Consider the following 14,733-nt stretch of genomic DNA (forward strand, 5'->3'; position numbering starts at 1 on the left):
TGCCTGACGGTGTGTCTACAGGTAGGGGCCTCATGATGGGAAGTACATTCGTCCAGTTGCCGGCTCCAGGGTACTGTCGAAGTCGTACGGACCTTTGGCACCTAGCAATCGACGGTATCTAGAGATCTTCTGCATGGGCACGGTCGACCAGAGATTGCCGACGTCCAGCCTGTCCATACGGCTTACACCTGGGACGTAAGTGATCTTGTCGGTGCCATAAACCGGGCGTTGCAGCACATCGGCGATTCGTTGCGCCGCGCCGCTTTTCCCGCCCCAGCAGGCCAGCAGGACGATGGGCTCGCCAGCTGGCGTATGGGCCAGGCGCGGGGCTATTTCGCGCAGCGCGATGCGTGCTGCGTCTTCGTATTGGCCGGCCGCATTCATCAAGACACCGTTTTTGCCCCCATGTGTTTCAAAAGCTTTTATCCCTCTGCCCCATGCATCGTCGTACCAGACGACCTCTGCTTGGTTGGTTCTGGGGCTTCTGAACATGACGTCAATTGAATGCTGAGGGTTCTTGGGGGCGTGAGCTGCGGGCTTTCTCAGTGCATTGCTGCGCTTGAGGGTGCTGACGCTTTTTCCAGCCATCCGCGCCAAGCCCCCCGTTGCAAGACTGGATACCCCTGTGCCTAACGATATCCAGCCGAGCACGTTGGCGGCTTGCTCATTCTTGCCTTGCGCTTGCATGGCCATCGCTGCCGCTCCCGTGCCCAAGGACACGATGTTGAGCGTCGCCGTCGCCACGGCCAGTGCACCGCTGGCACTGAGGATACCGCCCGCGGCAAGCGCGGCGCCGGCGGCGCCAAAGCTGGCGACCGTAGCCAGTGCTCCGACTGCCAGACCAATGCCGGCCATGACCCAGGTCTGCCAGCTGTGCCCATCTGGGTCGATGCGGTTGACCGGGTCGCCGCCACAGTAGGTGTAGGCATTGATACCGCCATGACCGAACGGGCTTTCGCTGTCGGGCGCGAGGAAACACATCAGCAAGGGGTCGTAGGGCCGATAGCCTGCGGCGATGTACCAACCGGTCAGTGGTTCACGGCGTTCTCCTGCATACCCGAACGGCTGTTGCTGGTCGTTGCCCTGTTCGCTGCCATGTGGGGTGTATTGCAGCATGCGCGCCTGGGCGCCGGCTTTGATGCGTATCGAGCCTTGGCCGTCGCAGCCTAGCAAAGTTGTCTGGCGTACACCTTCGGTGATCGCGCTCACCGCGAACAGAGTGCTGCCGTCGCCCATCACCTCAAGCGTGGTGTTTCCCTGGTGCTCATGGGTCAGTTGCTTGCCGCTGAAGAAGCTGCGGTTGAGCGTGCCATCGATAATTCGGTCGCGTAGTTGGCCATTCGGGGTGTAGCGGTACTCGCACGTCCTGCCCTCATATTCGACGCGTTGCAGACGTTCGTGGGCGTCCCACGTGAGCTTGCGCCCCAGGCTGTCGGCGATGACGCGTCCGTGGGCGTCGTAGGTCAGCTCAATCCGCGCTGGCCAGCTGGAGTGGCTATGATCGATCGCCACGATCTGGCAGGGGTCATCGGCTGCGTAGTGGAAGTGGGCGACATCTTCGCTGCCGTCGTTGAAACGGCTGGTGACTTGTCGATAGCCGTCGCGCTCATTGAAGACAAAGCGTTGTTCGACGATGGCGTTGCCGAACGGATCCCGTGGTGCGGCATTGGTGTTCGCGGTAAAGCGCACCAAGCGGCCTCGCGAATCGTAGGCGAAGCGTTCGTCAGCCTCTTGCTGGCCGTCATTGCCAGTACGTCGGATGAGCTGATCGAGTGTGTTGTAGCCGAGGGTTTGAATGAAGGTCCGAGTTGCACCGTTTTCGGTCAGGGTGAAGGTGCTGCTGGCTTCTCGCCCCATGGCATCGTAGGTCAGTTGCCTGACCAGAACGCGGGCGTCTTGATCTTGAGTGGTGACTTGGTTCACACGCGAAAGGGCGTCATAGGTGATGCGCGTACTGACCTTGCCTGCGATGATTTGCGCGAGCCTGCCGAATGCATCGTAATGGCGTTGTTGTTTGGTGCCGTTGGCGTCCACGAAACCCAGTGGCCAGCCGCCCAACGATGTATGCCAAAGGGTACTGTACTCGGCGCCCTGGATGACCCAGGACTCCTGCTGCGGCAAGCCGGCGGGTGAGAAGCTCCACTTCAGCGTCCCCAGGGCACCACTGGCCTCGGTGGGATGACCCAGGCGAGGGTGATAATGCAGTTGTTCGCTGTGGCCGCCCTCGGCAGTGGAAGACAGCAGCACGTCATGCAGTTGTGGTTCGTAGGTGAAGTCCACGCGCCGACCATCGGCAAGCGTATTGGCGTGGGGAGGCAACTGGCCCGGGCGGTAGTGGTAGTGGGTGGTGCGCCCGGCCACTTCGACCGAGCGCTGGCGGCCCAGGCCGTCGAAAGTCTGCCGCCCCAAGGTGATGGCGTTCATGGTTGTTCCTCCTGCGCAGGGGCAGTGGTGGTAATCAATTCGGGATGCTGTCCATCGCTGTGGGGCGCGAATTGCCACGCGAGGGTAGTGCCATCTTCCAAGACTTTTTCGATGACCCGCGAATAGTGGTCATATCGGTAGCGGGTAACGGTAGTGGACATGTTCGGTACGCTGAGCCGCTCTTCGACTACCCTGTCCAGGCCATCGCGCACCCACTTCAATGTGCGGGCCAGATTGTTTTCGCAATCGTAGCGCTGCTCTTCGATGGGGCTGCCCGCGAGGTTTTTCAGGGTCACATTCCGAGGGCTGGAGAGTCCGCCCGCAGCTTGCCATTGCTCGCAGCGACGAGTGATTGGGTCCTGGACCGTATGTGTGGATATGCCTTGGGCGTCGATGGTAAGGGTGGCTTGGCCCCAGTCGTCGAAGACGGTGGTGGTGGTCAGGGACAGCGGAACAGGCGAATCCTTGGACAACCAGTCCTGGGTTGTCCGGCGTATCTGCCGGCCCAGGGCATCGAATTCACAGCGCATGATTTCAAGGAAGCGACCGGGTTCGTTGTCCAGGTCTTCCAATTCGATACGCCGCGTACGTCCGTCGCCGTCGAGCCACAGACGCTGGCGTCGGCCGGTGACCTCCACCTGTTCGACCATCATCGCTGGCAGGACGCTGGTGCCGTGCAGGTTCACGGCTAGTGCGTCTCCCAGGTGGTAACGCACCAGACGCTGTGTCTGGTACGGGCTACCGGTTGCGTTGAGTGTTCGGACGATACGGCCAATCTGGTCATACTCGTAGCGGGTGAGCGCCCCGCTCTCGCTACGTTCCCAAATGGTCTGGCCTGTGAGCAGGGACTGCGCGGTGTTTTGGGTTGAGCGGTTCACGTCGTCATTTTCGAAGCCGATGATCGTGCTCCGTAAAACCAACGCTCCGTTTGCGTGCCCATAGTGGTATTCGGTAGCGGTAGACCTGCCGTTGAGCGTCGTGACGCTTCGCTGGATGCGCCCGTAGCAGATGTGGGGCTGATGGAAATAGATGTGGCGGGTCTCCTCCAGCAAGCGGCTGTCCAGCTCGTCCAGCAACTGCTCACGCTCGACCACGATATGCGCTGGAGCATCCACGATCAGTGAAGGGAGTGGCGCATAGGTGTACGTGCTGCTCAACATTGGAGCTGAGCCGTCAGCCTTGGCTGGCCGGGTAGTTTTCTTGCGCAGGAAGCGCACCATCCCCAAGGGATCTGCTGGGCAACCTTTTCCCCCTTCGGCGGGATAGTAGCAATTGATCTCACTGATGCCGGTTGGGTAGTCGACCTGGGTGATGTTGCCGTAGTTGTCGTATTGATAAACCGTCGTTTCGGTGCGACTGGCCCCTGGGCGGGCATGGTCTGTGTAAGTGGTCGAGACCTGATGGGGGAGCTGGCAGGTACTGAATTGCTCCTCCCAGGTTCTGCCAGGGTCGATACCGTAGCGGGTATGCGTGCTGATCTCGCAATCGCCTCGTCGCGAGCTTTCCAGGAGGGGCAGATGAAAGCGGTTCCAGGTGCGGGTGATGGTATCCAGGATCGTGCCCTGTGCATCGCTGACCGTTTCGACCACTTCGTACTGGTAGTCGCTTTCGACCTGATAGAGGTTGTCTCGTCCATGTTCCCAGGAAAACGCCTGGGCGCTGCCGAAGCCAAGGAAATTGGCCGTGCCGATCCATCGGTAGTGGTGCATCCTTTCGGTGTCGGGGGGGCCGGCGCTGTGGATCCATGACTCGACCCGCGGCAGGTGGGAAAACGGTGCGTTGGCCGGCAGCTGATGGCCGTCGGCCCCGGTCGCCCACTTGACGATGTCATGGGCGCCCAGCGGGCTGTGCAGGGTGGTGGGTAGCAGCAGGTGGGCTCCATTGTCCAGGGCCAGGGCGTCGTACTCGATGCCGAAAGGGCGCTGGATACCGGGAACGTGGATTTCGCTGAGTCGGTCATTGCTCAACACCAGACGCAACATAAGCGCTTGCGTGGTATCCGGGTTGAAGATGAGATGAACTTCTTCCTCCAGCTGATCCACGCTCAGCAGCGCGCGCTGTTCATCGCTGATCCGCTGCAGAATGAATTGGCCGTCATTGCCGTAGGGCACCCAGTTGATGAACAGGCGATGGCCCTCCGGTGGAGTGCATTTCCTCGACCAGATAGCGGCCACTGTCTTCCTGCTCCCGCAGGATTTCGCGTTCTCCGGACTTCTTGTCTACCCGCAAATCACCATTGTGTTGTGGGGTGACCCACAGCGTCGGGAGTTTTTGATCGGTGAAGGTCAATGGCGTGTCGGGTGCGAACGTGGAAGCATCTTGATCAATGGCGTACTGCTCGCCGGAGGCGAGCCTCAGGGTGTTCCCGTCGAGCTCGGACAGCCCGAGGGTCCAGCCTAGTCCGTAGCCTTTGTTGACACTTGAGCCCAGCACGCTGAAGACCAGGGTGATCGAGAGCGCCGGCCCTCTCAGCTGGTTGGCGGGTGGTAGGGGCAGGGCGACGGCGAGGGTGAACTGGCCGGTACGGTTGTCCACGCCGGTTTTCATGAAGTCCAGAAAATTGCTGGCTTGGGTATGTATCGTAGACATTGGGTGTTTCCTGTCGCAGGGAGAGGTCGGTGCCCCTTTTCACGGGCACCGAGTTTCCAGGAAGGTCAGGCCTGGCTCGCATTTACCTTGAAGGACACATGCTTTCCTGCTTCTGCAACAAAGAACTCGACTTCATAGCCATTGCCATGCTGGTCGATCACCTTCCAGATACTGCGCTTCGTCTGGGAGCTGCTGTAGTGACGGTTATAGAAGCGTTTGGCGTACATATGGATCAGCAGGTGTCCCGGACGCTGGTGATGGACTCGGTCCGACTCTGGAGATTTCACCGTGAATGGCTGGCCTGCCTCATAGACCGTCACCTTGCGGTGCTGGCTGTAGTCATTGGTAAGTTGGAAAGAGATCAATGCGTGATCCCATGCGTTCATTTCATAGATGGGGTGAGACGAAGGTGTGGCCAGCGCCTCGCTTTGGACCACCATGGTTCTCGGATCGGCAAATCCGAAATAGCCGACCGATTCTTCGAATTCGTCATCCCAGTAATTCAGATTGTCGCTGGGGAGCTTGTACTTGAGGGGTGACTCGACGCTGAGTTGGAAGAGCTCCTTATGACCCAGCGCAGGGGCGATGGATTCAATGACGACCGAGGACTTGAAGGGTTCGGCATTGGTGACGAACAGATGATCTTCATCCATCCAGATCGCCGCGTAGATAGGGCTCAGCGTGCCGCCAGGACGCTTCGATGTCACATAGAAGCGTCGGTGAATGGATTTGGACGACGACGCCAGCAGTGCGCTGGGGGCACTGCCGGTGGCGTTGTGGTAGATGAATCGCTCATCGCGCTGTGTGTGCGCGTAGAGGTCCGGCTGATCCAATACTCGAGGGATGCCTTCGTCATCGATCTGGACCAAGGCTAGCGAGTCGAGACTTTCTCGAGAGATCGTCTGGCCGTTACGAGGTTCGAGCGTGACGGTGATCTCCACTTGTTGGCGGCCATTGGCATACACGCGACGGGAGTTGGAAGTGATATCCAGTTGGAAGCGGCGTAGCCATTGATTGGCTTTTACAGTACTGCTCATAAGGTTTGCCTCTGAAGGAAGTGAGGCTTCATTTGAGTAGGAAAGTGCGCGATGAGAGCGGTATTTATTGCTGGCTGTGGGAGCCTCCATAATTTCTTGCGAGCAAAAAAAACCGCTCCTCGAGGGAGCGGCTTTTTTCTTACGGGTGAATGTTGAAATTACTTCACTTCCACCGCCAGGCTTTCGGCAATTTTGCTCTGCCACAGCGCAGGGCCGGTGATGTGCACCGATTCACCCTTGCTGTCCACCGCGACGGTGACCGGCATGTCCTTCACTTCGAACTCGTAGATCGCTTCCATGCCCAGCTCGGCGAAGGCCAGGACCTTCGACTTGCGGATGGCCTGGGCTACCAGGTAGGCGGCGCCACCGACGGCCATCAGGTACACGGCCTTGTTGTCCTTGATCGCCTCGATGGCGGTCGGGCCACGTTCGGACTTGCCGATCATGCCCAGCAGACCGGTCTGCTCGAGGATCTGGCGGGTGAACTTGTCCATCCGCGTGGCGGTGGTCGGGCCGGCTGGGCCGACCACTTCGTCGCCGACCGGGTCGACCGGGCCTACGTAGTAGATGAAGCGGCCTTTGAGGTCCACCGGCAGTTCTTCACCGCGGTTGAGCATCTCGACCATGCGCTTGTGCGCGGCGTCGCGGCCGGTGAGCATCTTGCCGTTGAGCAGGATGGTCTCGCCGGGCTGCCAGCTGGCGACTTCTTCCGGGGTGATCGCGTCCAGGTTCACGCGGCGGGCGCTTGGGCCGGCTTCCCAGACGATTTCCGGGTAGGCGTCCAGCGATGGCGCTTCCAGCTCGGCCGGGCCGGAACCGTCGAGCACGAAGTGGGCGTGACGGGTAGCGGCGCAGTTGGGGATCATGCACACCGGCAGGGAGGCGGCGTGGGTCGGGTAGTCCATGATCTTGACGTCGAGCACGGTGGTCAGGCCGCCCAGGCCCTGGGCGCCGATGCCCAACTGGTTGACCTTGTCGAACAGCTCCAGGCGGATCTCTTCGATGCGGTTCTGCGGGCCACGGGCTTTCAGCTCATGGATGTCGATGGATTCCATCAACACTTCCTTGGCCATCACCGCGGCTTTCTCGGCGGTGCCGCCGATGCCGATGCCCAGCATGCCAGGCGGACACCAGCCAGCGCCCATGGTCGGGACGGTCTTGAGCACCCAGTCGACGATCGAGTCGGACGGGTTGAGCATGGCCATCTTCGACTTGTTTTCCGAGCCGCCGCCCTTGGCCGCGACATCCACCTCGACCTTGTCGCCGGGGACGATGGAGTAGTGGATCACTGCCGGAGTGTTGTCCTTGGTGTTCTTGCGGGCACCGGCCGGGTCGGCCAGGATCGAGGCGCGCAGGACGTTCTCGGGCAGGTTGTAGGCGCGGCGCACACCTTCGTTGATCATGTCGTCGACGCTCAGGGTGGCGCCGTCCCAGCGCACGTCCATGCCGACGCGGATGAACACGGTGACGATGCCGGTGTCCTGGCAGATCGGGCGGTGGCCGGTGGCGCACATGCGCGAGTTGATCAGGATCTGGGCGATCGAGTCACGCGCGGCAGGCGACTCTTCACGCAGGTAGGCCTCGTGCATCGCCTGGATGAAGTCGACGGGGTGGTAGTACGAGATGAATTGCAGGGCGTCGGCGACGCTCTGAATCAGGTCGTCTTGCTTGATCACGGTCATGCAGCGCGCTCCTCTTAAAGACGGGAACATTCGAAAAGGCATTCCGACAGTGCACACCTGTATGTCAGGAACGCCTGGCAAGGCGCCGGCTGGTCGGGCCGGCACAAAAAAGGCGCGGCAGTATACCGTGCCCCCGTCTTCGGAAACACCTGCACGTGGTCTGGACCAAGGTCGGCAGGGAAGGGGCATCCTTTTTGCTGATGACATGCGATGCTGTGGCATCGGTAGCGCAAAGTGGCGCCAGTAATACTTTTAATCGGACGAGAAACCTGACCATGCCCGAACTCTGCGTGGGCGAGCGCCAATGGGCAGTGCCAGGCGGCAGCAACCTACTGGATGCCCTCAACGAGGCAGGCCTGAACGTGCCCTACAGCTGCCGCGCCGGCAGCTGCCACGCCTGCCTGGTGCGTTGCCTGGACGGTATTCCCCTCGACGCGAAACCCGAGGCGCTGGCGGCGGAAAAACGCGAGCAGGGCTGGCGCCTGGCCTGCCAGTGCTCGGTCACCAGTGACCTGCGGGTGGCGCTGTTCGACCCCCGAAACGATGGCCTGCCGGCCACGGTGATCGGGCTGGACTGGTTCGCCGATGTGCTGCGTCTGAGGCTGCGACCGGAGCGGCCATTGCGCTACCAGGCCGGGCAGCACCTGGTGTTGTGGAGCGACGGCGTTGCGCGACCCTACTCGTTGGCGAGCCTGCCGGGCGAGGACGATTTTCTCGAATTTCACCTGGATTGCCACCGTTCCGGCGCGTTCTGCGACCAGGCAAGGCAACTTCGGCTGGGGGATGTGCTGAGGCTCGGCGAACTCCGGGGCGGTGCGTTGCACTACGACCCGGACTGGCAGGCGCGGCCGCTCTGGCTGCTGGCGGCGGGTACCGGGCTGGCGCCGTTGTGGGGCATCCTGCGTGAGGCATTGCGACAGGGGCATCAGGGGGAAATTCGGGTGCTGCACGTGGCACACACCGCTGAGGGGCACTATCTGGCGCAGTCGTTACAGGCGCTGGACGGAGTGACGGTCGAATGGGTGTTGGCGGCGCAGCTGGATGAAGCACTGGCTGGGTTGAAGCTGATGTCGCGTCAGACCATGGCGCTGGTGTGCGGGTCACCTGGGAGCGTGGAGCGCTTTGCCCGACGGCTGTTCATTGCTGGGGTGCCACGTAATCAGATATTTGCGGACGTGTTTACCGAGCATGTTTGAGGGCTGAAAAGCATCGCGGGGCAAGCCCGCTCCCACAATGCCGACACCGGCGTGGGAGCGGGCTTGCCCCGCGATAGGTGCTGCTGAGGGATCAGCCGACCAGCGGATCACCGACATGCAGGATCTTCATGCCGTTGGTGCCACCGATGGTGTGGTAGCTGTCACCCTTGGTCAGGATGACCCAGTCGCCTTGCTCTACGAGGCCGCGCTTGAGCAGCTCGTCGACCGCCGCCTGGCTGACCTTGTCGGCCGGCAGCGAGGCCGGGTCGAAGGCAATCGGGTAGACGCCGCGGAACATGTTGGCACGGGCCTGGGTAGCACGGTGCGGCGACAGGGCGAAGATCGGCACGTGCGAACGCAGGCGCGACATGATCAGCGGGGTGTAGCCACTTTCGGTGAGGGCGATGATCGCCTTGACGCCGGGGAAGTGGTTGGCGGTGTACATCGCCGCCAGGGCGATGGACTCGTCGCAGCGCTCGAAGGTGGTGTGCAGGCGGTGGCTGGACTTCTGGCTGGTCGGGTGCTTCTCGGCGCCCGAGCAGATACGGGCCATGGCCTGTACGGCTTCGATCGGGTAGCTGCCGGCGGCGCTTTCGGCTGACAGCATCACTGCGTCGGTGTTGTCGAGCACGGCGTTGGCCACGTCCGATACTTCGGCGCGGGTCGGCATCGGGTTCTGGATCATCGACTCCATCATCTGGGTCGCCACGATCACCGCTTTGTTGTTGCGGCGGGCGTGCTGGATGATCTTCTTCTGGATGGCGATCAACTCGGCATCGCCGATTTCCACGCCTAGGTCGCCACGGGCAACCATGACTGCGTCGGAAGCGAGGATCAACTGGTCGAGCGTCTCGTCGTCGGCGACCGCTTCGGCGCGTTCGATCTTGGCCACCAGCCAGGCGCTGCCGCCGGCTTCGTCACGCAGCTTGCGGGCGTATTCCATGTCGCTGGCGTCGCGCGGGAACGAAACGGCCAGGTAGTCCAGGTCCATTTCCGCGGCCAGCTTGATGTCGGCCTTGTCCTTCTCGGTCAGGGCCGGTGCGGTCAGGCCGCCACCTTTGCGGTTGATGCCTTTGTGGTCCGACAGCGGGCCGCCGATGATCACCACGCAGTGCAGGGCGTCTGCGGTGGCGGTTTCGACGCGCATGACCACCCGGCCGTCGTCGAGCAGCAGTTCGTCACCGACGCCGCAGTCCTTGACCAGGTCGGGGTAGTCGATGCCGACGATATCCTGGTTGCCTTCGGTCAGCGGGTGAGCGGTGGAGAAGGTGAACTTGTCACCGACTTTCAGTTCGATGCGCTTGTTGGCGAACTTGGCGATGCGGATCTTCGGACCCTGCAGGTCCCCCAGCAGCGCGACGTGACGGCCGTTCTTGGCGGCGATGTCGCGGATCAGGCGGGCGCGGGCCTTGTGCTCGTCCGGGGTGCCGTGGGAGAAGTTCAGGCGTGCCACGTCAAGGCCGGCGAGGATCAGCTGTTCGATCACTTCCGGCGAGTTGCTGGCGGGGCCAAGGGTGGCGACGATTTTGGTACGGCGGATGGTCATGCACAGACTCCTATAGTGAAGCGCAGCGAAAGGCTACTCCTCAATTGCGCTGTAGTCATTGTTCCGTTGCACTACCTGTACGGTTGCGAGGGTGGCGTTTGAACGGTCGCTGTATGCTTGCAAAAGGCTGTGAAGATTTGCCGTGAAAGGCCGATACACTGCCATCAAAGGAGAATTCCCATGCGCACCCTGATCGTTTTGACCATGGCGGCCAGTGTCGTCGGCTGCACCCGCTGGTCCATGGACCACCACCTGAACAATGCCTATCGCGCCTATGACCGTGGTGACTGTGCAAAGGTGATGCTGGAGCTGTCGCAGGTCGACCGCACCAGCCGTGCCCGGCCGTTCATCCACCCGGAAGTATCGCTGCTGCGTGGCCAGTGCCTGGAACGCCAGAAGCTCTACGTCGACGCTGCGCAGACCTACCAGTACCTGATCCAGCAGTACCCGCGCAACGAATACGCCTACCGCGCGCAGGCGCGCCTGCAGACGCTGGAGAAGCTCGGCCACCTGCGTGGCAGCGAAGCGGCGGTGGCCAGCCCGGTGAACTCTACACCTTGGCGTTAATCCCAAGGTGTCGATGATTTCATGTAGTCCGTCCGTCGGACTGGGCTAATCTGTTGGAGAGTTGTAACGATCATCGCCAGTACCTTGTCTTCCTGGCTCCAGGTACAGGACTTCACTGCGATCATGTTTATCGAGCGACATATAGAGCGTCATCAACTGCCTTGCGTGCTCAAGGTCTTCAACCGCTGCACCGACCAGCAGATCGGCTATCTGGGCAATGCCTCCGAAGACGGCCTGATGCTGATCAGCCAGTTGCCGGTGCTGGTGGGGCCGGACTTCGAGCTGCAACTGCGTGTTCCCCTTGCCGGCGGTGGCCTGCAGTTCATCAACCTGACCGCCAGTTGCCTGTGGTGCCGCGAAGATGAAACGCCCGGGCATTTCGATGCCGGTTTCATGTTGTTGCAGGCGCCGCAGGAATACGACGGCTTTGTCCGCTCGCTGCGCGATTTCTTCAGCTTCCGGCCCATGAACGCCTCTGCGTAAGGCTGGCCCAGCCCTCGCGCGTGCCGTTAGACTCTGGTCGACCTTGTTACAGGAAGACCCCGTGAGCTCCAGCATCTTCTGGCACGACTACGAAACCACCGGCATCAATCCACGCTGCGATCGCCCCCTGCAGGTGGCCGGCGTGCGCACCGACCTCGATCTCAACGAGATCGAGGCGCCGATCAGCCTCTATTGCCGGCCCTCCGACGATATCCTGCCGCACCCGGCGGCCTGCCTGGTGACCGGCATCACTCCACAGCAGCTGGCCAGCCAGGGGCTGTGCGAGGCCGAATTCATGACGCGCATCCATGCGCAACTGGCCCGGCCTGGCACGTGTGGCGCCGGCTACAACACGTTGCGCTTCGACGATGAGGTCACCCGCTACAGCCTCTACCGCAACTTCTTCGACCCCTATGCCCGTGAATGGCAGGGGGGCAACAGCCGCTGGGACTTGATCGATGTGGTGCGTACTGCCTATGCGCTGCGCCCCGAGGGCATCGTCTGGCCACAGCAGGATGGGCGCACCAGCTTGCGCCTGGAGCTGTTGAGCAAGGCCAATGGCATCGACCATGGCCATGCCCACGAAGCGCTTTCCGACGTGCGGGCGACCATTGCCCTGGCCCGGTTGATTCGGGACCGGCAGCCCAGGTTGTATGACTGGTTGTTCCAGTTGCGCAGCAAGCACAAGGTCATGGAGCAGATCCGCCTATTGCAGCCCCTGGTACATGTATCCGGACGTTTCTCGGCGCAGCGCAACTATATCGGTGTGGTGTTGCCATTGGCCTGGCACCCGCGTAATCGCAACGCGCTGATCGTCTGCGACTTGCAGCAGGATAGTTCGCCGCTGCTCGAGGAGAGTGCGCAAGCATTGCGTGAGCGTTTGTACACGCGGCACGAAGATATGGCCGAGGGCGAACTACCGGTACCGCTGAAGTTGGTGCATATCAATCGGTGCCCGGTGCTGGCGCCGCTATCGGTACTGCGCCCGGCCGATCAACAACGGTTGGGGCTTGAATTGTCGGTGTTGCAGGAACAGGCGCAGCAGTTGGCCAACCAGCAAACTGTTTGGCGAGACAAGCTGGGCATCATCTATCAGGAAGAGGGCTTTGCACCCAGTGAAGACCCGGAGCAACAGTTGTATGACGGTTTCCTCGGTGACCGCGACAAACGCCTGAGCGAACAAGTGCGGTGTACCGATCCGGCGCAATTGGCCAAGGGGCAGTGGATGTTCGATGATCCGCGCATGCCGGAATTGTTGTTCCGCTATCGGGCGCGAAACTTTTCCGACACCCTTGATGAACAAGAGCGCGCACGTTGGCATGCGTTCTGTCAGCAACGTCTTACAGACCCTGCCTTTGGTGCGCCGAACACCCTGGGCGATTTCGAGCTGGCATGCCAAAGCAGCCTGCTAGACGCCAGCGAGGCGGGGCGCCAGGTACTGGAAGCCTGGCAGGGCCATATCCGACAACTGAAAGTGCAATACCAGCTTTGAAATGTGCAGATAAACAAAAACGCCGGCAACTGCCGGCGTTTTCATGTTGAAACCAATGCGCCCGTTAAGCGTATCAGTCCAGCAGGGTGGCCCAGCTTTCGACGACGTCGCCGCCCCACTTGGCTTTCCACTCTTTCAGGGTCTTGTGGTTGCCACCCTTGGTTTCAATAACCTCGCCGTTATGCGGGTTCTTGTATTGCTTGACCTTGCGTGCACGTTTGGTGCCGGTGGTCTTGACTGCGCCACGCGGCGCCTTGCTCAGTTTGCTTTCCGGATCGAGCAGCGCGATCACGTCACGCAGCGATTTACCGTTTTCGGCCATCAGCTCGCGCAGCTTCTTTTCGAACTCCAGCTCTTTTTGCAGTTTGCCGTCTTGCGACAGGTTGGCCAGACGGGCCTGAAGTTCCTTGATAGCTTCTTCGGTGGCGCGGTACTCGTTGATCAGGGACATGGTGTGTTCCTTAGTACATGTTCAGGGAGAGAGACAGTGGGGGCAATAATAGACAGACGATACTCTCAAGTAAACAATTTAAAATTGAAGACTCAATTAATAGTAGGGCATGACTTCACGGTCATTAGGTTAAGAAAAATTTACAAATTTCTTGGGGCAATGCCGATTACCTCCTTGGGAAAAAGGCTATGGACCTGTGTGATCGAGCCCTTCAGGCAAGGCGCTCAGGTAAAGATGATTACTGCGTTTTCCCCGGCAGGCCGCTAGAATATGCGCCTTTGCGAAGTTCTGGAGTCTCTCTCATGCGCACCTATCGACTGGTGATTGCCTGCCCCGACCGTGTCGGCATCGTGGCGAAAGTCAGTAATTTCCTGGCCCTCTATAATGGCTGGATCAACGAAGCCAGCCACCATTCCGACGAGCAGAGCGGTTGGTTCTTCATGCGCCATGAGATTCGCGCCGAGTCCCTGCCGTTCGGTATCGAGGCTTTCCGCGAGGCGTTCGCGCCGATCGCCGAAGAGTTCTCCATGACCTGGCGGATCACCGATTCGGCACAGAAGAAGCGCGTGGTGTTGATGGCCAGCCGCGAGTCGCACTGCCTGGCAGACCTGCTGCACCGTTGGCACACCGACGAGCTGGACTGCGAGATCCCATGCGTGATCTCCAACCACAACGACCTGCGCAGCATGGTCGAATGGCACGGTATTCCGTTCCACCATGTGCCGGTCGATCCGAAGGACAAGCAGCCGGCGTTCGCCGAGGTATCGCGCCTGGTCGAGGAGTGCGGCGCCGATGCCGTGGTGCTGGCGCGCTACATGCAAATCCTGCCGCCGCAACTGTGCCAGGCATACGCGGAAAAGGTCATCAACATCCACCACAGCTTCCTGCCGTCGTTCGTCGGCGCCAAGCCTTATCACCAGGCGGCGCTGCGTGGCGTGAAACTGATCGGCGCGACCTGCCACTACGTGACCGAGGAGCTCGACGCCGGCCCCATCATCGAGCAGGACGTGGTACGGGTCAGCCATGCCGACAGCATCGAGGACATGGTCCGTTTCGGCCGCGATGTGGAGAAGATGGTCCTGGCCCGTGGCTTGCGCTATCACCTCGAAGACCGCGTCCTGGTGCATGGCAACAAGACCGTGGTGTTCAACTGAGTCGAGGGCCGGTGCATGGCGGATCCACGTGACAAGGCCGGCGCCTCGGCGCCAGCGACCTTGGGCGAGGGGTGCCTGGCCCGCTTCGATCCCGAGGCCCTGAGCGACGAAG

12 protein-coding genes are annotated in these 14,733 nt (G+C 61.0%); 5 read left to right on the top strand and 7 right to left on the bottom strand.

All coding sequences use genetic code 11. The features are described 5' to 3' along the window. Nucleotides 1-30 precede the first annotated feature (30 nt). The 5 genes from ACZ9C1_RS23910 to ACZ9C1_RS23930 all read right to left on the bottom strand — a co-directional run bounded on the left by ACZ9C1_RS23910 (nucleotide 31) and on the right by ACZ9C1_RS23930 (nucleotide 7,732). A complete protein-coding gene (locus ACZ9C1_RS23910; RefSeq protein ID WP_476254439.1) occupies nucleotides 31-2,424 on the bottom strand; it encodes an RHS repeat-associated core domain-containing protein in 2,394 nt (797 codons plus the stop codon). After that, nucleotides 2,421-4,598, bottom strand: a complete 2,178-nt coding sequence (locus ACZ9C1_RS23915; RefSeq protein ID WP_476254440.1) for an RHS repeat domain-containing protein — start codon at nucleotides 4,596-4,598, stop codon at nucleotides 2,421-2,423. The genes ACZ9C1_RS23910 and ACZ9C1_RS23915 overlap by 4 nt, the downstream gene beginning before the upstream one ends. Continuing rightward, on the bottom strand, nucleotides 4,519-5,013 hold the full coding sequence (locus tag ACZ9C1_RS23920) for a hypothetical protein (protein ID WP_476254441.1): 495 nt from the start codon (nucleotides 5,011-5,013) through the stop codon (nucleotides 4,519-4,521). The genes ACZ9C1_RS23915 and ACZ9C1_RS23920 overlap by 80 nt, the downstream gene beginning before the upstream one ends. A gap of 65 nt (nucleotides 5,014-5,078) precedes the next feature. Then, nucleotides 5,079-6,050: a hypothetical protein gene (locus tag ACZ9C1_RS23925; RefSeq protein ID WP_277503023.1), complete on the bottom strand. Its 972-nt coding sequence runs from the start codon at nucleotides 6,048-6,050 to the stop codon at nucleotides 5,079-5,081. Between the two features lie 158 nt (nucleotides 6,051-6,208). After that, entirely contained in the window at nucleotides 6,209-7,732 is a 1,524-nt protein-coding gene (locus ACZ9C1_RS23930) for a fumarate hydratase (RefSeq protein ID WP_457377991.1), read from the bottom strand. 275 nt (nucleotides 7,733-8,007) lie between these two features. Here ACZ9C1_RS23930 and ACZ9C1_RS23935 point away from each other — a divergent pair, with 275 nt between their 5' ends. Continuing rightward, on the top strand, nucleotides 8,008-8,928 hold the full coding sequence (locus tag ACZ9C1_RS23935) for an iron-sulfur-binding ferredoxin reductase (RefSeq protein WP_139669410.1): 921 nt from the start codon (nucleotides 8,008-8,010) through the stop codon (nucleotides 8,926-8,928). Between the two features lie 91 nt (nucleotides 8,929-9,019). Here ACZ9C1_RS23935 and pyk read toward each other — a convergent pair whose 3' ends face one another. Then, nucleotides 9,020-10,474 carry a pyruvate kinase gene (gene pyk, locus ACZ9C1_RS23940; protein ID WP_023631128.1) on the bottom strand — a complete coding sequence of 485 codons (1,455 nt, stop codon included), beginning with the start codon at nucleotides 10,472-10,474 and terminating at the stop codon, nucleotides 9,020-9,022. Nucleotides 10,475-10,654: 180 nt separating this feature from the next. On the opposite strand from pyk, the gene ACZ9C1_RS23945 reads away from it, so the two are divergent. The 3 genes from ACZ9C1_RS23945 to sbcB all read left to right on the top strand — a co-directional run bounded on the left by ACZ9C1_RS23945 (nucleotide 10,655) and on the right by sbcB (nucleotide 13,016). Then, a complete protein-coding gene (locus tag ACZ9C1_RS23945; protein WP_277503024.1) occupies nucleotides 10,655-11,041 on the top strand; it encodes a tetratricopeptide repeat protein in 387 nt (128 codons plus the stop codon). A gap of 123 nt (nucleotides 11,042-11,164) precedes the next feature. After that, the gene (locus ACZ9C1_RS23950) at nucleotides 11,165-11,524 is read left to right on the top strand and encodes a PilZ domain-containing protein (protein WP_046856935.1); all 360 of its coding nucleotides are present in this window, start codon (nucleotides 11,165-11,167) and stop codon (nucleotides 11,522-11,524) included. Between the two features lie 61 nt (nucleotides 11,525-11,585). Beyond that, nucleotides 11,586-13,016 (top strand): exodeoxyribonuclease I, encoded by a 1,431-nt coding sequence (gene sbcB, locus ACZ9C1_RS23955; protein WP_457377992.1) that lies wholly within the window; start codon nucleotides 11,586-11,588, stop codon nucleotides 13,014-13,016. 73 nt (nucleotides 13,017-13,089) lie between these two features. On the opposite strand, the gene mvaT is transcribed toward sbcB, so the two are convergent. Further along, nucleotides 13,090-13,467 (bottom strand): histone-like nucleoid-structuring protein MvaT, encoded by a 378-nt coding sequence (mvaT, locus tag ACZ9C1_RS23960; RefSeq protein ID WP_028690229.1) that lies wholly within the window; start codon nucleotides 13,465-13,467, stop codon nucleotides 13,090-13,092. 302 nt (nucleotides 13,468-13,769) lie between these two features. Between mvaT and purU the strand changes: the two genes are divergently transcribed. Further along, nucleotides 13,770-14,621, top strand: a complete 852-nt coding sequence (gene purU / locus ACZ9C1_RS23965; RefSeq protein ID WP_046856933.1) for a formyltetrahydrofolate deformylase — start codon at nucleotides 13,770-13,772, stop codon at nucleotides 14,619-14,621. Nucleotides 14,622-14,733: the final 112 nt, after the last annotated feature.

The organism is Pseudomonas sp. TE21435 (genome assembly GCF_056279265.1).